Genomic DNA, 19,955 nt, shown 5'->3' with positions numbered 1-19,955 from the left:
CGTATCAATGCGCAGCGATGACGCACACCCACACGCCGCCATGACGCACCATGTCATCGCCGGGATGAAGCGCCGCGTCACCCCACGATGCCGCAACGCGGCATCAAAAGGACGTGAAGGATCACTGGCATAAATCCCAACGATCAGAAAAATTGATTGGCGCAACCCCTTGTGCCACGGTTACGTTCGGCTGGTCCAGCCAAACGAAAAAGGCTGGCCATCGAGGAAATCTCCCATGCCACAGCGAAACGACACGGCGATATGGTCCGGCCTGTTCCGGATTTCGGCCGAATCCGGCCAAACCCTGCAGGCGCAGATCCGCCAGGCCATCGTAGCCGCCATTCTCGACCGCCAGATCGCCGCTTCGATGCCGCTCCCTTCCTGCCGCATCCTGGCCGAAAAACTCGGCGTGGCGCGCGGAACCGTGGTGCTGGCGTTCCAGCAGCTCGTCGACCAGGGTTTCCTGGTGGCGCGCGAGCGGCGTGGCCATTTCGTCAATCCCGATGTGCTGGCGACACCGGCCAAGCCGCACCAGAAGGCGCCCGACCAGGCCAATGAGATCGACTGGAAGGCACGCCGCAAGATCGCCGCAAGCGACATGCCGCCGCCGGCCAAGCACGAGAACTGGATCAAGTCGTCCTATCCTTTCGTCTACGGGCAGTTCGACCCGGCGCTGTTCCCGACCGCTGAATGGCGCGAGTGCAACCGCATGGCGCTTGCCGTGCTGGAAATCCGCAACTGGGCGTCCGACATGGTCGACCGTGACGATCCGCTGCTGATCGAGCAGATCCAGGCGCGGCTCCTGCCCCGGCGCGGCATCTTCGCCAATCCCGACGAGATCATCGTCACGCTGGGCGCCCAGAACGCGCTCTACATGCTGGCGACGCTGCTGATGTCCAAGGGCTCCAAGGTGGCGATGGAGGACCCCGGTTACCCCGACGCGCGCTCGATCTTCCGCCTTGCGGGCGCAGAGATACAGCCGGTGCCGGTCGACCAGTCCGGCATCGTAACTGCTTCTATTCCCAATGATTCCGGCTTCGTCTTCGTCACGCCCAGCCATCATTGCCCGACCATGGTGCCGTTGTCGGCGGAACGGCGGCAGGATCTTCTGGCGCGCGCCAACCGCTACAACCAGATCATCATCGAGGACGGCTATGACAGCCAGCTTCTCGACGAGGCACCGCAGCAAGCGCTGAAGAGCCTCGATCGTTCCGGCCGCGTGGTCTATGTCGGCTCGATGTCCAAGACGCTGGCTCCCGGCCTGCGGCTCGGCTACATCGTGGCGTCCGCCGGACTGATCGCGGAGCTCCGGGCGCTGCGCCGCTTCATGCTGCGTCATCCGCCGGCCAACAATCAGCGCGCCGTCGCACTGTTCCTGTCGCTCGGCCACCACGAGGCGCTGGTGCGGCGGCTGTCGTCAGCCTTCGACGAGCGGCGCAAGCGGCTGGTCCATGCGATTTCCGCCTTCCTGCCGGAATGGCGCTCGACCGATTCGGCCGGCGGTACGTCGCTGTGGCTCGAAGGGCCGCGCGGCACCGATTCGCGCGGGCTTGCCGAGGCAGCGGCCTCGCGCAGCGTCATCATCGAGCCAGGCGACCGCTTCTTCGATCGCACTGAAAAGCCTTCGCGTTTCATGCGGCTGGGCATCTCGTCGATCGCGCTACAGCACATCGAGCCAGGCATCCGCGAACTGGCCACGGCCGCCGGACGCAGACCCGCGGCCGCCTGATCCATCATCGACCTCTCGTGACCGGAGCCGCTCGCAGCGGCTCCGGTATTTTAGTTCTGGCACATGGAACTGAGCCAGCTGGCCCATAGGATGGGCCAGTGCCGGCGGCATAGTCGGCGTCATCAGGGGAAGAAGCAGGCCGATGGTGGACCAACCGCCACGAGTTCCTGCCGACGAAGTTGGAGTGCTTCCATGCCAGTGGCTGTCGAACAGCAGGACACGCCGGCGAACCGTCGTCCACAACGCTCCGGTCTTCGCGAAACAGGACATGCCATGCGATCATCTCCCCTGGTGGAGGATGCCAGACCACAGCACAAGGCCATCGAGGGCGGCGGCTACGGGCCGCTTCGCGGGGATGACCGCGAGCGTATCCACGAAGGCGTGCTGACGCTTCTGGAGACAGTGGGTTTCGCCAACGCCATTCCTTCCTGCATAAAGGTGCTGACCAAGGTGGGGGCGATCCATGGCGACGATGGCCGGGTCCGCTTTCCGCGCGCGCTCGTGCTCGACACCATCAAGCGGGCGGCACGACATTTCACGCTTCATGGCCAGGACCCCAGGCACGACATGGTGGTCCAGGGCAAGCGCGTGCACTACGGCACGGCAGGCATCGCCGTGCACCTGGTGGATCTGGAGAAGCGTGAGTACCGCGAATCCAAGCTGCAGGATATTTATGATGCCGCCCGCATCGTCGACGGGCTGGACAACATTCATTTCTTCCAGCGGCCGATGGTGGCGCGCGACATCGCCGATCCGCTCGAGATGGATTTCAACACGCTTTATGCCTGTGTGATGGGAACATCGAAGCACGTCGGAACATCCTTCACGGTGCGTGAGAACGTGAAGCCTGCACTTGAAATGCTGTACGCCATCGCCGGAGGCGAGGAGAATTTCCGCGCCCGGCCATTCGTTTCCAACTCCAATTCATTCGTCGTGCCGCCGATGAGGTTCGCCGAGGATGCCTGCGGCGTGCTCGAGGCCTGCGTCGAAGGCGGCATCCCGATCCTGCTGCTGTCGACCGGCCAGTCGGGCACGACGGCACCCGCGGCGATGGCCGGCGCCGTCGTGCAGGCAGTGGCCGAAGTGCTGGCCGGCCTGGTCTATGTCAACGCGCTCAAGCCCGGCCATCCGGCGATCTTCGGCGCATGGCCGTTCATGTCCGACCTGCGCACCGGCGCCATGGCCGGCGGGTCGGCCGAGCAGTCGGTGGCAACGGCGGCCTGTGCCCAGATGGCGCAATTCTACGACCTGCCCGGTGGCTCCGCCGCCGGCATGACGGATTCGAAATTGCCCGATATTCAGTCCGGCTACGAAAAGGGCATCACCAATGTGATGGCCGGCCTCTCCGGCCTCAACCTCGTCTATGAGGCGGCCGGCATGCATGCCTCGCTGCTCGGCTTCTGCCTGGAGAGCCTGGTCATCGACAACGACATGCTCGGTCATTGCCTGGGCTGCGCGCGTGGCATCGACGTGACTGACGAAGCCCTGTCGATCGACAGCATCGCGGAGGTCTGCCTCAAGGGTCCGGGCCACTATCTCGACAACGAACAAACGCTCAAGCTGATGCAGACCGAGCACTTCTATCCTGCCCTCGGCGATCGTTCCTCGCCGAAGGAATGGAACGAAAAAGGCCGGCCTGATATATTGCTGCGTGCGATCACCGAGAAGAAGCGCATTCTTGCCGAACGATTTCCGCGCCATGTGCCAAAACAGGTCGACGACAGATTGCGTGCCCGTTTCGGCAACCTGATCCACCTGCCGCGCACGCATATGGGCGGCTGACCGGAGACAAGTCTCGTGCAGCCATACAGCCATACACGACCAACCATCGGGCAGAACGACAAATGAGTGTGCATCCTATCCAGCAAGCCCCCACCGACGGCGACGCGATCGATCGGCTGGTGGCATCTCATCGGCCAGGCCACGGCCTGGTGCGTGCCTTCTATCATGACCCGGCGATCTTCGAACGCGACATGGAACGGGTCTTTCGCCGCCACTGGCATTGCCTGGCCCACGCCAGCGTTATCCCGAACCCCGGCGATTTCGAGCTGTTCAAACTGGGCGACGAGGCGGTCATCCTGACACGCGGCATGGATGGCACCGTGCATGCCATGCTCAACGTCTGTCGCCACCGCGGCGCCGAGGTCTGCACCAAGCAGAAGGGCAACGCGAAGATGTTCGTGTGCCCCTACCACGCCTGGGCCTATTCCAATGACGGATCGTTGCGCGCTGCCCGCCTGATGCCGAAGGATTTCGACCGCACGGCGCACGGGCTGAAGAAGCTTCATGTCCGCGTCGCATCCGGTCTGGTCTTCATTTCCTTCGCCGAGACGCCGCTCGATTTCGATCCGATCGAACAGTCGCTGCGAACGAGCTGCGGCCAGTATGGCTGGGGCGACGCCAAGGTTGCGTATCGTCAGTCCTATCCGCTCGACGCCAACTGGAAGCTCGCCGTCGAGAACTATGTCGAATGTTACCATTGCGGGCCGGCGCATCCGGAATATTCGCAGACGCATGCGCTGGAAAAGCCGGCAGAAATGATCGAGCAGCTCAATGCGGCGATGGAGCAACGCACCTGCGCGCTCGGCATCGAGATCGGCAGCGCCAACCGCTGGCAGAACTCGGCGGCCGGTCAGGAAGCAATCCACACCTTCCGCTATGCGCTCTATGACGGCGTTTCGAGCGGCAGCCAGGATGGATCGCCGGTGGCCCCGCTGATGGGACGCTTCTCCGACTATGACGGTGGCGTCACTTCCATCCATCTCGGCGGCACGACCTTCCTCGTCTGCTATCCCGATCACGGCATGATCTACCGCTTCATCCCGAAAACGGCTGGCACCTGCGAGATGGAGCTGATCTGGCTGGTGCGCGGCGACGCGGTCGAGGGCCAGGATTACGATCTGGAGAAGCTGACCTGGCTGTGGAAGATCACCACCGAAGAGGACAAGAAGATCATCGAGCACACTGCGCGCGGCGTGCGCTCGCACTATTTCGTGCCCGGACCTATCGCGCCGATGGAATACAACGAACTGCGCTACATCGGCTGGTATCTCGAGGAGATCAGCCGGGCCTGAACGGCTCGGCTGCCTTAGAGCATTCACCGTTTCACGGAAACGGCGATCTGCTCTAACTCTTTGTTTTGACGCAATTCTAGACGGAAAACCGCTCACACTTTTCCTAGAATTGCTCTAGGAGAATCAGGCAGATCTTGCCGTTCGCGTCATTCCGCGCTGAGCCCGTATCGGTCGACGACTTCGGGGTTGATGAGCTTGGCATGCAGCGTCATCAGCACGATCTGCGCGTCGAGGCTGTCACCGGCTTCAAGCGCCGCCTCGATGCGGCGCTCGGCTCCCAGCGTCCGCTCATGGCCATTGGCTTGCTCGAAGGTTTCGGGACCCGCGATGCAATAGCTGCATAATTGTGCCACCGACGCATAGGTGCCCGGTGGCGGCTCGTCGGGCCAGCGATCCTTCATGAGATTGACGAGGGTAAGCTTCACGCCCTCCGGCACAAGGGCTGGATGCAGATCGGCGCCGCGCAATGCATCGTCGAGCTGCCTCAAGTCGCCCGAACGGCCGAACATTCCGAGGAAGCCGAGGGAAGATCGCCGTCCGGCCATGATGTTTCCTTCCATTTCCAGCCCACTTAGGTGGTGGGCAAGCGGATTGCAAAGGCGGTGCTGTCTAACCAGCCGCCGCCAGCAAGATCCCTGCAAGGGCGGATAGCGCGAGTGTCGGCAGCATGCCGACTTTCAGCTTCAGGATGGCGACCATGGCGGCCACGGAAAGCAAGGCCGCGCGCCAGTCGATCGACGAAAGCACCGGCACGTTCATGCCAAGGCCCGTCGCGCGCACCTCACGGAAGATGACGTGCAAGGCAAACCATAGGGCCAGATTCATAATTACCCCGACAACGGCGGCGGTGATCGCGCCCAGTGCGGCCGACAGTGCCTTGTTGCCGCGCAAGGCCTCGATGTAGGGCGCACCGAGGAATATCCAGAAGAAGCAAGGCGTGAACGTCACCCACAGAGTGAGCAAAGCCCCCAGCGATCCGGCAACCAACGGGTCCAGCGAGCCGGAATAGCGGAACGCGGCGATGAAGCCGACGAACTGCAGCACCAGGATGAGCGGCCCTGGCGTCGTTTCGGCGAGCCCAAGGCCATCGACCATTTCACCCGGCGCCAGCCAGCCGAAGGACTGGACGGCTGCCTGTGCGACATAAGCGAGGACCGCATAGGCGCCACCGAAGGTGACGACAGCCATGAGACTGAAGAACCGGCCTATCTCGGCCCAGACGCTTGCAGAGCCGGTGAACCACCAGATCAAAAGAACAGGCCCGAGCCAGAGCGGCAGCCAGATCGCGACGGTGCGCGGTGCATGCCATCTGGTCGGTTTGACATGGGCCAGTTCGCCACGCTCGAACATCAGGTCGACCGCTCCCTTGAAGTCGGCAACATCGTCCTTGCCATGGGCCGAGCCGGAAAATAGGGCGGGAGCAATGCGATCCCCCAGCCATCCCGTCAGGCCGGCTAGCAGGACGATGAGCGGAAAGGGCACATTCAACGCATAGATGGCGATGAACGCCGCGACCGCGATCGACACCATGACCCGGTTCTTGAGGGCCCGCCGGCTGATCCGGACCACCGCCTCGACGACGATGGCAAGCACAGCCGCTTTGACTCCGAAAAACAGCGCCGCGACAAGCGGCACGTCGCCATAGATGACGTAGAGGCTGCTCAAGGCGAGCATGACGAGCGCGCCCGGCAAGACGAACAGGATGCCGGCGACAAGGCCGCCGGCCGTCCTGTGCAGCAGCCAACCGATGTAGATGGCGAGTTGCTGGGCTTCCGGGCCAGGCAGCAGCATGCAGTAGTTCAGCGCGTGCAGGAAACGCCGCTCACCGATCCAGCGCCGCTCCTCGACCAGTTCCTTGTGCATCAGCGCGATCTGCCCGGCCGGACCGCCAAAGCTGAGCAATCCGATTTTCGCCCAGACCTTCACGGCCTCGGTGAAGGTCGGTGCAGCCGGCACCGGGACGGTTCCCGCCTTATTGTCCGGGACAAGAGCGGTCACGACGGCTTACCCGCAGCCGGCCAGTTGTGCGTTTCTTCGGTGGCGTCGCGACACCAGCGGAAGAACGCGTCGTAGAGCAGCATGCCTGCTTCCAGTTGTTCCAGATCGTCGCGGTACATACGCGACAGACCAAGCGAGGCAGCCAGAAAGCCGGCCGCCTGAGGCACCAGGTCAAGGCTTGCAGTGTCGGCCGCCCGCACGATTGCAGCGAGGCGATCGAGCGCCGCGGATTCCAGCCCGAACTCCTCGATCATCGTGTCGAAGGTGCAGCGCTCGCCGCGATGGCTCCAAAACACATTGTCGATGTCGAACGGCACGGCCTGAAAGCGGTCGGCAACAGCCAACACTTCAGCGGGTTCGACGAACAGGAACACCGCGTCGGGGTCGACGAAACGCCGGATCAGCCACGGGCAAGCGATGCGGTCGACCTTCGGGCGCGATCGCGTCACCCAGACGTTGGCGCCCTTTTCATTGCGTGGCGGCATCTTGGCGGTGCGGGCCAAAAGCCCTCCGGCATCGCGCCAGGCCTCAAACCCGCCTTCGAGAGATTCAGCTGATATCCCCTCATGGCGCAGCCATGCGGCCACGCCTTGCGAGAGCTTTTGCCCCCTCTGGCAAACGACGGCCACCGGCTTGCCGGCGAACGTGGCCGCCCAGGTTGAAACGGTTTTGAAGTCGCGACGGCACGACGCCGGCAACAGCCGCGGATCGGCGTCGAAATCTTCATCTATGCGAACATCGACAATGACTGGGGCGCCCGGCAGACCTATGAGCCGGGACAATTGCGGTACGGTGATAGCGGTTGTTGACGGCATGGCGTCCACCTCCTGAAAAGAGAAGCTTGGACGCGAACGTTGGGCTGACGCCTCACGGGGTCGTCGCGATGCACCCCTTGTCATGATGGTGGATTTGTTGGGCGCGCTTGTCAAGGACGGTGGCCGTTCTCGACCTACCCGGCCGCGATGCAACACGCTGACCGGAAAACCGACGGCGGCCTGATTTGATCAAGCCGCCATCCGTCGATCCAGAATCAATGATTGTCCCTGGGGACACCGCTGGTGTGCGCGACATCCTGGTATTTCACCGCCGGCTTCAGCACCATTCCCTCCGAAAACTGCGCGACCATACCGCGCTGGATCTCCTGCCAGGGCGTCTGGTGCTCGGGATAGTGGAAGCCGCCATTGTTCTGCAGTTCGGCGCGGCGCCGGGTGATCTCGTCGTCGGTGACGAGGATGTCGGCCGTGCCCTTGCGCAAGTCGATGCGGACCCGGTCGCCCGTCTTGAGCAGCGCCAGTCCGCCGCCGATCGCCGCTTCCGGCGAGGCGTTGAGGATCGACGGCGAACCCGACGTGCCCGACTGGCGGCCGTCCCCGATGCAGGCGAGCGCGTGGATGCCCTTCTTGATGAGATAGGCCGGCGGCTGCATGTTGACGACCTCGGCACCGCCGGGATAGCCGACCGGGCCGGCGCCGCGCATGAACAGGATAGTGTGTTCGTCGATGCCTTGCGCCGGGTCGTCGATGCGGGCGTGGTAATCCTCCGGCCCGTCGAAAACCATGGCGTTGCCTTCGAAAGCCTCGGGATCCCTAGGATTGGACAGATAGCGCTCGCGAAACTCGGGCGAGATGCCGCTGGTCTTCATGATCGCCGAATCGAACAGATTGCCCCTGAGATTGATGAAACCGGCATTGGCCTTCAGCGGCTTGGCGACCGAGCGGATGACGTCGGGGTTTTCGTTGGCGACGCCCTCGCTATTCTCGCCGATCGACTTGCCGTTGACGGTGCGTGCGCCGGGATGCGGCAACAGGTCGCCCTTCATCAGTTCGGCAATGACCGCCGGCACGCCGCCGGCATGATGGTAGTCCTCGCCAAGATATTCGCCCGTCGGCTGCAAATTGACCAGCAGCGGCACATTGAGGCCGACCGTCTGCCAGTCGTCATTGTCGAGCTTGACCCCAAGGTGGCGGGCGATGGCGTTGAGATGGATCGGCGCGTTGGTCGAGCCGCCAATGGCCGAATTGACGACGATGGCGTTCTCGAAAGCCTCTCTCGTCATGATGTCGGACGGCTTCAGATCCTCATGCACCATCTCGACGATGCGTTTTCCGGTCTCATAGGAAATCTGGCCACGCTCGCGGTAGGGCGCGGGAATGGCGGCCGAGCCCGGCAACTGCATGCCAAGCGCCTCGGCCAGCGAGTTCATCGTGGTGGCGGTGCCCATGGTGTTGCAATAGCCGGTGGACGGCGCCGACGAGGCGACGATGTCCATGAACTCGTCATAATCGATCTCGCCGGCCGACAGGCGCTGGCGTGATTCCCAGACGATGGTACCGGAGCCGGTGCGCTTGCCCTTGTGCCAGCCATTGAGCATCGGCCCGACCGACAGCGCGATCGCCGGAATGTTGACCGTGGCCGCTGCCATCAGCAGCGCCGGCGTCGTCTTGTCGCAACCGATGGTCAGCACGACGCCGTCGAGCGGGTAGCCGTAAAGCACCTCGACCAGGCTGAGATAGGCAAGGTTGCGGTCGAGCGCTGCGGTCGGGCGCTTGCCGGTCTCCTGGATCGGATGGCAGGGGAACTCGAACGGAATACCGCCCATCGAGACGATGCCTTCGCGCACACGCTTGGCCAGTTCGATATGATGACGGTTGCAGGGCGACAGATCCGAGCCGGTCTGGGCGATGCCGATCAGCGGCTTGCCGGACATCAGTTCGGCGCGCGTCAGGCCGTAATTGAGATAGCGCTCGAGATAGAGAGCCGTCATGCCCGGATTGTCGGGATTGTCGAACCACTCCTGCGAGCGAAATTTTTTCTTATGGGTGGGGGCGCCTGCCATCATGGTCTCCGTATTTGTAAGACAAATCGATATGGCAACGCGCGGGAGCAGGCAAGAGGGCGTGCGGTCGCAACCGGACTTTGGTGCGATAGACACGCACCAAGCCGTGCGTTACGGGTTCGGACAGTCTTGTCCGGGAGGTTTTCATGGCTTTGGTGATCGAAGGCGAGGAGCGCATTGCCGCACCGCTGCAAAAAGTGTGGGAAGCGCTGAACGATCCCGAGGTCTTGAAGGCGACCATTCCCGGTTGCCAGAGCCTGGAGATGAAGTCGCCGACCGAGATGGCGGCAACCGTGGTGGTGAAGATCGGACCGATCAAGGCGACGTTCAACGGCGAAGTGACGCTGAAGAACCTGAAGCCGCCGCACTCCTACACCATCCAGGGCGAAGGCAAGGGCGGCATTGCAGGCTTCGCCAAGGGTGGCGCCGACGTGACGCTGACGGCAGATGGACCCGACGCCACGATATTGAACTACGCGGCCAAGGCCGATGTCGGCGGCAAGATCGCCCAGCTCGGCAGCCGGCTGATCGAATCGACCTCGAAGAAACTGGCCGGACAGTTTTTTTCCAGCTTCGGCGAGAAGGTCGGCGCGGCCTAGGCTGCAGAGCGGCGGCGGCTACCGAACAAGCTACTCGAAAACAATACTCGGCACCGCCGCTGCCGCAGCACCACGCTCTTCGTTAACCCGGTCCCAGACCTTCGAGGCGATGTCGCGGTAGATTTTCGCCTCGGCGCCGTCGGGCTTGGAGACGACAACCGGCGTGCCGGCATCCGAGCTTTCGCGAATGCCCATCTCGAGCGGCACCTCGCCGAGGAAGGTGACGCCAAGGCGCTCGGCCTCGCGCCGCGCCCCGCCATGACCGAAGATGTCGTAGCGCTTGCCGGTGTCCGGGGCGATGAAATAGCTCATGTTCTCGACGATGCCGAGCAGCGGCACGTCGACCTTCTTGAACATGTTGAGGCCTTTTCGCGCGTCGATCAGGGCCAGGTCCTGCGGCGTCGAGACGATGACGGCGCCAGCCAGCGGCACCTGCTGGGCCATGGTCAGCTGCGCGTCGCCGGTGCCGGGCGGCATGTCGACGACGAGCACGTCGAGCCGACCCCATTCGACTTCACGCAGCATCTGCGTCAGTGCCGACATCACCATCGGGCCACGCCAGATCATCGGCGTTTCCTCGTCGACGAGGAAACCCATCGACATCACCTTCAGGCCGTAATTCTCCATCGGTTTCAGGATCTTGCCGTCGACGGTCTGCGGCCGGCCGTGGATGTTGAGCAGCCTTGGCATGGACGGGCCGTAGATGTCGGCATCGAGCACGCCGACGCGCAGGCCGTTGGCGGCGAGGCCGAGCGCGATGTTGACGGCGGTGGTCGACTTGCCGACGCCGCCCTTGCCGGAGGCAACGGCAATGATCGCTTCGATACCGGGCACGCCACGCTTGCCCGAGCTGTGCGAGGCCGGCGCGTGCGGAGCCGCACGCGGCGCGGCGGCGGCGGGCGCAGCCGGCGGAACGGGCCTGGGTGCGGGGCGCGATGGAACCGGCGCCTCCATGCCGCCGCCCTTCTTCTCCGCCGTCAGCGCGACGACGGCGCCGGCGACACCGGGGATCGCCTTGACGACACGCTCGGCAGCGGCGCGCAGCGGCTCCATTTCCTGGGCGCGGGCGGCGGGAACGGTAATCGAGAAGAAGACCTTCCCGTCGGCGATGAAAATTTCCGAAACCATGCCGAGGTCGACGATGTTGCCGGTGAAATCCGGCCCGTTGACCGTCTTCAGACGCTCGGTGACGATTTCCTTGGTGACGGACATGGCAGTTTTTCCTTACGCAGCTTGCGCCTGAGATGCAGCTTGCACCTGAGATAATGCAGTTTCCGGACAGAACCAAGCCGTGGAGCAATGGCTGTCTTGGCGTGCCTGAAAAACCGGCGGGTCCTGCCGGATTTCATCCGCGCCAAACGTCCTCCAGATAAGCGAGCGCCGATGCGGCCAGCAATCAATCCAGCCGACAGTCGCCAAACGATCGCAGCGACCTATTTCAACGACCAGCACGGGACCGACAAGCCGAGAAGGAGGCGATTATGCTCGCAAACAGCAACGCAACGGCAAATCTGGCGGTAAGCGATCTGGCAAAGGCCAAGGCTTTCTACGAAGGAACGCTTGGCCTGAAACAGGTGCAGGATGAGGGGGGCGAACTGATCGTGTACAAAAGCGGCGATACCACCCTCAACGTCTATCATTCCCAATTTGCCGGAACCAACAAGGCGACAGCGGTGACCTGGATGGTTGGCGACGAGATCGGCAACATCGTCAAGGAGCTGAAGTCGAAGGGCGTCGCCTTCGAGCACTATCAGATGCCGGGCTTGACGCTGGAGGGCGATCTCCACGTCGGTTACGGAATGAAAGTTGCCTGGTTCAAGGATCCAGACGGCAACATCCTGAACCTTGTGGACAGGTAGATTTCTTCACCTCACCTCGCCAGGCCAACCGCGAGGTAGGTGAGCGCCGAAATCAAAGCGGTGGCCGGCAAGGTAACGATCCAGGCGATGACGATGTTGCCGGCAATGCCCCAGCGCACGGCCGAGACGCGGCGGGCGGCGCCGACGCCGATGATGGCGCCGGTGATGGTGTGGGTGGTCGATACGGGAACGCCGAGCCAGGTCGCCGCAAACAGCGTGATCGCCCCACCGGTTTCGGCGCAAAAACCCTGCATCGGGTTCAGCCGGGTGATCTTCGAGCCCATGGTGTGGACGATGCGCCAGCCGCCGAACAGGGTGCCGAGCGCCAGTGCCGACTGGCAAGTGAGGACCACCCACAGCGGCACGTAGAAAGTCGCGCCGAGCATGCCTTGCGAATAGAGCAGCACGGCGATGATGCCCATGGTCTTCTGGGCGTCATTGCCGCCGTGCCCGAGGGAATAGAGCGAGGCGGAAAAGAACTGCATGACGCGGAAGGTGCTGTCGACCGCAAACGGCGTCTGGCGCACGAAGAGCCACGAGACGACGAGAACCAGGACGAGCGCCAGGATAAAGCCCGTCGCTGGCGACAAGACGATTGCCGCGACCGTCTTGCCAAGCCCGGTCCAAACGATGGCGCCCACGCCTGCCTTCGCAACACCGGCGCCGACCAGGCCGCCGATCAGCGCATGCGAGCTGCTTGAAGGGATGCCGGCGATCCAGGTGACGATGTTCCAGACGATGGCGCCGACCAGGGCTGCAAAGATCACCGCCGGGGTGACGATGCTGACGTCGACGATGCCTTTGCCTACGGTCTCGGCAACGTGGAGGCCGAAGAACATGAAGGCGATGAAATTGAAGAATGCCGCCCACAGCACCGCATATTGCGGCCGCAGCACGCGGGTGGAAACGATGGTGGCGATGGAATTGGCGGCGTCGTGCAGGCCGTTGAGAAAGTCGAAGAACAGTGCGACGGCGACGAGGCCGGCCAGCACGGGAAAGGCAATGGTTGCTTCCATCACCTAGACATTCTCAATGACGATGCCGCTGATCTCGTTGGCGACGTCCTCGAAGCGGTCGACCACCTTTTCCAGTTGGCCATAAATCTCGCTGCCGATCATATAGGCCATCGGATCGCTGCTGCCGTGCTTCCTGAAGAGATCCTTCAGCCCTTGCTCGTGCAGGTCGTCGGCCCGGCTTTCGACGCGCATCACCTCTTCGGCGATGGCGTTGAGGCGCACAGTATGCGTTGCGACCTTGTTGAGCAGCGGGATCGCCTCGGCCACCAGCTTGGCGGCGGCGACGATGACGCCACCCATTTCCTGCATCAGCGGATCGAACTCCTTGCGCTCGAACAGCTTCACCGTCTTGACCGTCTTGTGCATCATATCGATGGCGTCATCCATCGACTGGATCAGGTCCTTGATGTCGCCGCGATCGAAAGGCGTGATGAAGGAGCGCCGTACAGCCAGCAGGACTTCCGCGGTGATGTGGTCGGCCTCATCTTCGAGATCGATGATTTTCTGGCACCAGAGATCGATATCCCTGCCCTGGAGAAGCTGCTCCAGCGCCTCGGCGCCGCCGACCACGGTGCGGGAATGTCGTTCGAACAGGTCGAAGAAGCGATCTTCGCGCGGCAAAAGCTTGCGGAACCAGCCCAGCATGGTCGATCTCCCAGTTTCATCCACATAGCGCCGCATTCAGCCGCGGGAAACAGGTAGCCGGCTTAAAGGTGTGGATGCAGGGCAATTGTGCGTGGCGCTTGCGGTAGAGCACAATTTCCCCGACCTTGCAGCGAACGACCGGAAAGATCACATGATCGACAAGCTGGAATTCTTCATCGCGCTCGCCAGGGAGGAGCATTTCGGCCGGGCGGCGGAGGTGTGCGGCGTCACGCAGCCGACGCTGTCGGCCGGCATCAAGCAGTTGGAAGGCCAGCTTGGCGTCATGCTGGTTCTGCGTGGCTCACGCTTCCAGGGGCTGACGCCGGAGGGAAAACAGGTGCTGGTGTGGGCACGCCGCATCGTCGGCGACACCAGGACCATGCGCGAGGAAATGCGCGCGGCGCGCCACGGACTTTCGGGCCGTATCCGCATCGCCGCCATCCCGACGGCGCTCGCCATGCTGCCGCGGCTGACGACGCCATTTCGCGAAAAGCATCCCGGCGTCACCTTTTCGGTGCTGTCGCGGACCTCAATCGAGGTGCTGTCGCTGCTCGGCAATTTCGACATCGATGCCGGCATCACCTATCTCGACAACGAGCCGCTGGGGCGGGTGACCAGCGTGCCGCTCTATGACGAGCGCTACCAACTGATCACCGCGATGGGAAATCCCTATTCCGACCGCGACAAAGTGACATGGGCGGAGCTCTCAAGCCTGCCGCTGTGCCTGTTGACGCCGGACATGCAGAACCGCCGCATCATCGACCAGCATCTGGCCGAAGCCGGCGTGCAGGTGCGACCGACGCTGGAATCCAATTCGATGATCGTGCTGTTTTCGCACATCCGCACCGGCAAATGGTCGTCGATCATGCCGCTCAACCTTGCGGAAACATTCGGCTTTTCCGAACCGATCCGGGCCATTCCAATCATCGAACCAGACGCCAGCCACACGGTCGGCCTGGTGGCGACACCGCGCGAACCGCACACACCTTTGGTCTCGGCGCTGCTGGACGAGGCAATGGCGCTGGCGGACGATTTCCATGCCAACCGTTCCGCTAGACAGGGTTAGTCAAACGGAACGATAGAAGATTTCTATCGTACAACGAAACCGCTTTATTGATTTCAGAGGTTTTCTCTGGTTTCTTAAGCACTTAGCGATAAAGCGGCACGCGCATGTCGTTGTTCCAAAACAGCTTGATGCTTTTGGCCGATATGCGTGGGTCGCTACGATAGGGAGGGCGCTGCATGACAATGCAGCCTGCAATTACCGAGATTACGTCGCGCACGGCCGCGATCATCCAGGAGATGAAGGGGCTCGAAGGCCCTTTGCTGCCGATCCTCCACGGCATCCAGGAAGAGTTCGGCCATGTGCCCAAGGATGCGCTGCCGGTCATCGCCGAGGCGCTGAACATTTCCAGGGCCGAGGTGCACGGCGTCGTCAGCTTCTATCACGATTACCGAAGCCATCCGGCAGGCCGGCATGTGTTGAAGCTCTGCCAGGCGGAATCCTGCCAGTCCATGGGTTCGGATGCCATCGCCGCCAAGTTGAAGCAACTGCTGGGCATCGGCTTTCATGAAACGACCCGCGACGGTTCGGTGACGCTGGAGCCGGTCTACTGTCTCGGCCTGTGCGCCTGTTCGCCCGCCGCCATGCTCGATGGCGAGGTGATCGGACGGCTCGATGACGAGAAGCTCGACGAGATCGTTGCAGAGGTGCGCTCATGATCCCGCGTATCTACATTCCCGGCGATTCCGGTGCGCTGGCGCTTGGCGCCGAAAAGGTCGCCAAGGCGATCGCCGGCGAACTCGCCGAGCGCGGCATCGAGGCCAAGATCGTGCGCAATGGTTCGCGCGGCGCCTATTTCCTCGAACCGATGGTCGAAGTCGCTACAGCCAACGGCCGCATCGCCTACGGGCCGGTCAAACCGTCCGACGTCAAAAGCCTGTTCGACAGCGGCTTCCTTACCGGCGGCCATCATAAACGCTGGCTGGGCGCGCCGGACAAGATCCCCTTCCTGGCCAAGCAGACGCGGCTGACTTTCGCGCGCTGCGGCGTCACGGATCCGCTGTCGCTCGAATCCTACAAAAAACATGGCGGGTTGAATGGACTGATGAACGCGCTGGCGCTGACGCCTGCCGCCATCGTCGCAGAGGTGACCGAATCGGGCCTGCGCGGACGCGGCGGCGCCGGCTTCCCGACCGGCATCAAATGGAAGACGGTGCTCGATACAGCAGGCGACCGCAAATACATCGTCTGCAACGCCGATGAAGGCGACTCCGGCACTTTCGCCGACCGCATGATCATGGAGGGCGATCCCTTCGTGCTGATCGAAGGCATGACGATCGCCGGTATAGCCACGGGCGCGACCAAGGGCTTCGTCTATGTCCGCTCGGAATATCCGCATGCGGTGGCGGCGATGAACAAGGCCGTCGAGATCGCCCGCAAGGCCGGCGTTCTTGGCGCCAGCGTGCTGGGTTCCCCTCACGCGTTCGACATGGAGATCCGGGTCGGCGCCGGCGCCTATGTCTGCGGCGAGGAGACGGCGCTGCTCGATTCGCTCGAGGGCAAGCGCGGCATGGTACGCGCAAAGCCGCCTCTGCCGGCACATAAGGGGCTGTTCGGCAAGCCGACGGTGATCAACAACGTCATCAGCCTAGCCTCTGTGCCTGTCATCATGGACAAGGGTGCGGCCTTCTACAAGGATTTCGGCATGGGCCGCTCGCGCGGCACGATCCCGGTCCAGATCGCCGGCAATGTCAAATTTGCAGGGCTGTTCGAAGCCGCTTTCGGCATGACCCTTGGCGAGATCGTCGACGAGATCGGCGGCGGCACGGCCACCGGCCGGCCGGTCAAGGCAGTGCAGGTCGGCGGACCGCTCGGCGCCTATTTCCCGCGCGCGCTGTTCGACACGCCATTCGACTATGAAGCCTTCGCGGCCAAGGACGGGCTGATCGGCCATGCCGGTATCGTGGTGTTCGACGACACCGCCGACATGCTGAAACAGGCGCGCTTCGCCATGGAGTTCTGCGCCATCGAAAGCTGCGGCAAGTGCACGCCCTGCCGCATCGGCTCGACGCGCGGTGTCGAGACCATCGACAAACTCGCCGCGGGCATCGAGCCGGAGAAGAACCTCGCTCTGGTCACCGACCTCTGCAACACGATGAAATTCGGCTCGCTCTGCGCGCTGGGCGGCTTCACGCCCTACCCTGTCATGAGCTCGATCACCCATTTCCCCGACGACTTCAAGCCAGCGCCCGTGCGCGTGGCTGCCGAATAGGAGCTGGCAGATGAACATCAAGGCCGACTTCCCCTCCCTCGTCGAAGAGATCGACTACGGAACCCCGCAATCGAAGGCGCAGAAGCAGGTCACGCTGAACGTCGACGGGCGCAGCATCACCGTGCCGGAAGGCACCTCGATCATGCGTGCCGCGATGGAGGGCGGGGTCGAAATCCCGAAGCTCTGTGCCACCGACATGCTGGACTCCTTCGGTTCGTGCCGTGTCTGCCTTGTGGAGATCGAAGGACGCGGCGGCACGCCGGCATCCTGCACGACGCCTGTCGGCGAAGGCATGATCGTGCGCACGCAGACCGAGCGGCTCGATGCCATTCGCCGTGGCGTCATGGAGCTCTACGTCTCCGACCATCCGACCGGCTGGAACGAACAGGCCGGAACCGGCGCCAGCGAGTTCGACGCGGTGGCGAAGTCGATCGGCCTGACCGAGAACCGCTACGGCATCGAGGGCCGCAACCACGTCAAGCCGGAAGGTGGCGTGGCGCCCGGCCATGGCTCGCTGGCAGTCGATTACATCGCCCGCGACGAATCCAACCCCTATTTCACCTATGATGCCTCGCAATGCATCGTCTGCTCGCGCTGCGTGCGGGCGTGCGAAGAAGTGCAGGGCACGTTTGCGCTGACCATCGAGGGACGCGGCTTCGAATCCCGGGTTTCGGCGGGAATGCACGAGGCGTTCATCGATTCGGAATGCGTGTCCTGCGGCGCCTGCGTCCAGGCCTGCCCGACCGATGCGCTGCGTGAGAAGACGGTGCTTGCCAAGGGGCTGCCGGAGCGCTCGGCCGTCACCACCTGCGCCTATTGCGGCGTCGGCTGCTCGTTCAAGGCCGAGGTGAAGGGTGACGAAGTCGTTCGCATGATGCCCTACAAGGAGGGCAAGGCGAACCACGGCCATTCCTGCGTGAAGGGCCGTTTCGCTTATGGCTACGCCACCCACAAGGACCGCATCCTGTCGCCGATGATCCGCGAAAAGGTCACCGATCCGTGGCGCGAAGTAAGCTGGGAAGAGGCGATCGCCCATACCGCCAAGGAATTCCGCCGCATCCAATACCAGTACGGACGCACCGCGATCGGCGGCATCACCTCGTCGCGCTGCACCAATGAGGAAACCTACCTCGTCCAGAAGATGGTGCGGCAGGGTTTCCGCAACAACAATGTCGACACCTGCGCACGCGTCTGCCATTCGCCGACGGGCTACGGGCTCGGCCAGACATATGGCACGTCTGCCGGCACGCAGGATTTCGATTCCGTCGACTTCACCGACGTCGCCGTCATCATCGGCGCCAATCCGGCTTCCGCTCACCCGGTGTTCGCCTCGCGGCTCAAGAAGCGGCTGCGCCAGGGGGCCAAGCTGATCGTGCTCGATCCGCGCCGCACCGAGATGGTCAAGTCGGCCCATATCGAAGCGGATTACCACCTGCCGCTGAAGCCCGGCACCAATGTGGCCGTGCTGACGGCGCTGGCGCATGTGATCGTCACCGAGGGCTTGTTCGACGAAGCCTTCATCCGCGAACGTTGCGACTGGACGGAGTTCCAGGATTGGGCATCGTTCGTCGCCTTGCCGGAAAACAGCCCCGAAACCGTCGGCAAATTGTCCGGCGTCGATCCCGAGCTGATCCGCGGTGCTGCGCGTCTCTACGCCACCGGCGGCAACGGCGCGATCTATTACGGCCTGGGCGTGACGGAACACAGCCAAGGTTCGACCACTGTGATGGCAATCGCCAATCTCGCCATGGCCACCGGCAATATCGGCCGGCCCGGCGTCGGCGTGAACCCGCTGCGCGGCCAGAACAACGTGCAGGGCTCCTGCGACATGGGCTCGTTCCCGCATGAGCTGCCCGGTTATCGCCACATCTCCGGCGAAGCCGTGCGCGATATCTACGAGACCTTGTGGGGCGTGAAGCTGGACGACGAACCCGGCCTGCGCATCCCCAACATGCTGGACGCCGCCGTCGACGGCAGCTTCAAGGGCATCTACATCCAGGGCGAAGACATTCTGCAGTCCGATCCCGACACCAAGCATGTCGCAGCCGGCCTTGCCGCGATGGAATGCGTCGTCGTGCACGACCTCTTCCTCAACGAGACGGCGAACTACGCGCATGTCTTCCTGCCGGGCTCGACCTTCCTGGAGAAGGACGGCACCTTCACCAACGCAGAGCGCCGCATCAACATGGTGCGCAAGGTTCTTGAGCCGAAGGCGCGCTACGCCGATTGGGAGGCGACGCAGGAGCTTGCCCGCGCCATCGGGCTGGACTGGAACTATCAGCATCCCTCCGAAATCATGGACGAGATCGCGATGACCACGCCGAGCTTCGCCGGCGTCTCCTTCGAGCTGCTCGACCGTGTCGGGTCCGTGCAATGGCCCTGCAACGAGAAGGCGCCGCTCGGCACCCCGATCATGCATATCGACGGGTTCGTGCGCGGCAAGGGCAAGTTCATCCGTACCGAATATGTGGCGACGGACGAAAGGACGGGGCCGCGCTTCCCGCTGCTGCTCACCACCGGCCGCATCCTGTCGCAGTACAATGTCGGCGCGCAGACCAGGCGCACCGACAACAGCATGTGGCACTCGGAGGACCGGCTGGAGATTCATCCGCACGATGCCGAGAACCGCGGCTTGCGCGACGGCGACTGGGTCCGGCTGACCAGCCGCTCGGGCGAGACGACGCTGCGCGCGCTGATCACCGACCGGGTGTCGCCCGGCGTGGTCTACACGACGTTCCACCATCCGGACACGCAGGCCAACGTGATCACCACCGACTTCTCCGACTGGGCGACCAACTGCCCGGAATACAAGGTGACGGCGGTGCAGGTCGGCGCCTCCAACGGGCCGTCGGAATGGCAGCGCGACTATGACGAGCAAGCCAAGCAGAGCCGGCGCATCGCGTCTTTGCAGGCGGCGGAGTAGC

15 protein-coding genes and 2 pseudogenes are annotated in these 19,955 nt (G+C 63.2%); 10 read left to right on the top strand and 7 right to left on the bottom strand.

Annotated features, from left to right (window positions below; translation table 11 throughout):
• Nucleotides 1-235: 235 nt before the first annotated feature.
• From LB519_RS02025 to LB519_RS02015, 3 genes are all read left to right on the top strand, one after another.
• On the top strand, nt 236-1,729 hold the full coding sequence (locus LB519_RS02025; RefSeq protein WP_024503382.1) for a PLP-dependent aminotransferase family protein: 1,494 nt from the start codon (nt 236-238) through the stop codon (nt 1,727-1,729).
• Nucleotides 1,730-1,921: 192 nt separating this feature from the next.
• Entirely contained in the window at nt 1,922-3,511 is a 1,590-nt protein-coding gene (locus LB519_RS02020) for a trimethylamine methyltransferase family protein (RefSeq protein ID WP_027161820.1), read from the top strand.
• A 62-nt stretch (nt 3,512-3,573) separates the two neighbouring features.
• Nucleotides 3,574-4,803 carry an aromatic ring-hydroxylating oxygenase subunit alpha gene (locus LB519_RS02015; protein WP_063169932.1) on the top strand — a complete coding sequence of 410 codons (1,230 nt, stop codon included), beginning with the start codon at nt 3,574-3,576 and terminating at the stop codon, nt 4,801-4,803.
• A 146-nt stretch (nt 4,804-4,949) separates the two neighbouring features.
• Here the strand turns inward: LB519_RS02015 and LB519_RS02010 are convergent, their stop codons facing one another.
• The 4 genes from LB519_RS02010 to LB519_RS01995 all read right to left on the bottom strand — a co-directional run bounded on the left by LB519_RS02010 (nt 4,950) and on the right by LB519_RS01995 (nt 9,637).
• Nucleotides 4,950-5,348 (bottom strand): hypothetical protein, encoded by a 399-nt coding sequence (locus LB519_RS02010; protein WP_024503380.1) that lies wholly within the window; start codon nt 5,346-5,348, stop codon nt 4,950-4,952.
• Between the two features lie 64 nt (nt 5,349-5,412).
• A complete protein-coding gene (chrA, locus tag LB519_RS02005; RefSeq protein ID WP_224618501.1) occupies nt 5,413-6,801 on the bottom strand; it encodes a chromate efflux transporter in 1,389 nt (462 codons plus the stop codon).
• Nucleotides 6,798-7,616, bottom strand: coding sequence for a chromate resistance protein ChrB domain-containing protein (locus LB519_RS02000; RefSeq protein WP_224618500.1), 819 nt, complete (start codon nt 7,614-7,616; stop codon nt 6,798-6,800). Before LB519_RS02000 ends, chrA begins: the two co-directional genes overlap by 4 nt.
• A 215-nt stretch (nt 7,617-7,831) precedes the next feature.
• The gene (locus tag LB519_RS01995; protein ID WP_013528004.1) at nt 7,832-9,637 is read right to left on the bottom strand and encodes an IlvD/Edd family dehydratase; all 1,806 of its coding nucleotides are present in this window, start codon (nt 9,635-9,637) and stop codon (nt 7,832-7,834) included.
• Between the two features lie 146 nt (nt 9,638-9,783).
• Between LB519_RS01995 and LB519_RS01990 the strand changes: the two genes are divergently transcribed.
• Nucleotides 9,784-10,236, top strand: coding sequence for an SRPBCC family protein (locus tag LB519_RS01990; protein WP_013528005.1), 453 nt, complete (start codon nt 9,784-9,786; stop codon nt 10,234-10,236).
• Between the two features lie 30 nt (nt 10,237-10,266).
• Here LB519_RS01990 and LB519_RS01985 read toward each other — a convergent pair whose 3' ends face one another.
• Nucleotides 10,267-11,448 (bottom strand): Mrp/NBP35 family ATP-binding protein, encoded by a 1,182-nt coding sequence (locus LB519_RS01985; protein ID WP_013528006.1) that lies wholly within the window; start codon nt 11,446-11,448, stop codon nt 10,267-10,269.
• A gap of 269 nt (nt 11,449-11,717) precedes the next feature.
• On the opposite strand from LB519_RS01985, the gene LB519_RS01980 reads away from it, so the two are divergent.
• On the top strand, nt 11,718-12,095 hold the full coding sequence (locus LB519_RS01980; RefSeq protein ID WP_063169927.1) for a VOC family protein: 378 nt from the start codon (nt 11,718-11,720) through the stop codon (nt 12,093-12,095).
• Nucleotides 12,096-12,106: 11 nt separating this feature from the next.
• Here LB519_RS01980 and LB519_RS01975 read toward each other — a convergent pair whose 3' ends face one another.
• Nucleotides 12,107-13,111: an inorganic phosphate transporter gene (locus LB519_RS01975; protein ID WP_013528008.1), complete on the bottom strand. Its 1,005-nt coding sequence runs from the start codon at nt 13,109-13,111 to the stop codon at nt 12,107-12,109.
• Between the two features lie 3 nt (nt 13,112-13,114).
• Nucleotides 13,115-13,756: a DUF47 domain-containing protein gene (locus LB519_RS01970; RefSeq protein WP_013528009.1), complete on the bottom strand. Its 642-nt coding sequence runs from the start codon at nt 13,754-13,756 to the stop codon at nt 13,115-13,117.
• Between the two features lie 151 nt (nt 13,757-13,907).
• Between LB519_RS01970 and LB519_RS01965 the strand changes: the two genes are divergently transcribed.
• From LB519_RS01965 to fdhF, 5 genes and pseudogenes are all read left to right on the top strand, one after another.
• Nucleotides 13,908-14,822 carry a LysR family transcriptional regulator gene (locus LB519_RS01965; protein ID WP_013528010.1) on the top strand — a complete coding sequence of 305 codons (915 nt, stop codon included), beginning with the start codon at nt 13,908-13,910 and terminating at the stop codon, nt 14,820-14,822.
• 176 nt (nt 14,823-14,998) lie between these two features.
• Entirely contained in the window at nt 14,999-15,478 is a 480-nt protein-coding gene (locus LB519_RS01960) for a formate dehydrogenase subunit gamma (protein ID WP_224618499.1), read from the top strand.
• A complete protein-coding gene (locus LB519_RS01955; protein WP_013528012.1) occupies nt 15,475-17,031 on the top strand; it encodes a formate dehydrogenase beta subunit in 1,557 nt (518 codons plus the stop codon). Before LB519_RS01960 ends, LB519_RS01955 begins: the two co-directional genes overlap by 4 nt.
• A 10-nt stretch (nt 17,032-17,041) precedes the next feature.
• A pseudogene (locus tag LB519_RS31380) lies at nt 17,042-17,405 on the top strand (2Fe-2S iron-sulfur cluster-binding protein); the annotation flags it as partial.
• A gap of 59 nt (nt 17,406-17,464) precedes the next feature.
• Nucleotides 17,465-19,954 (top strand): annotated as a pseudogene (gene fdhF, locus LB519_RS01950) (formate dehydrogenase subunit alpha); the annotation flags it as partial.
• Between the last annotated feature and the right edge of the window lies 1 nt (nt 19,955).

This window comes from Mesorhizobium sp. AD1-1 (assembly GCF_020164655.1).
Classification (GTDB): domain Bacteria; phylum Pseudomonadota; class Alphaproteobacteria; order Rhizobiales; family Rhizobiaceae; genus Mesorhizobium; species Mesorhizobium ciceri.
The sequence above is the reverse complement of the archived record's forward strand: the minus strand, read 5'-3'. Positions and strand labels throughout refer to the sequence as shown.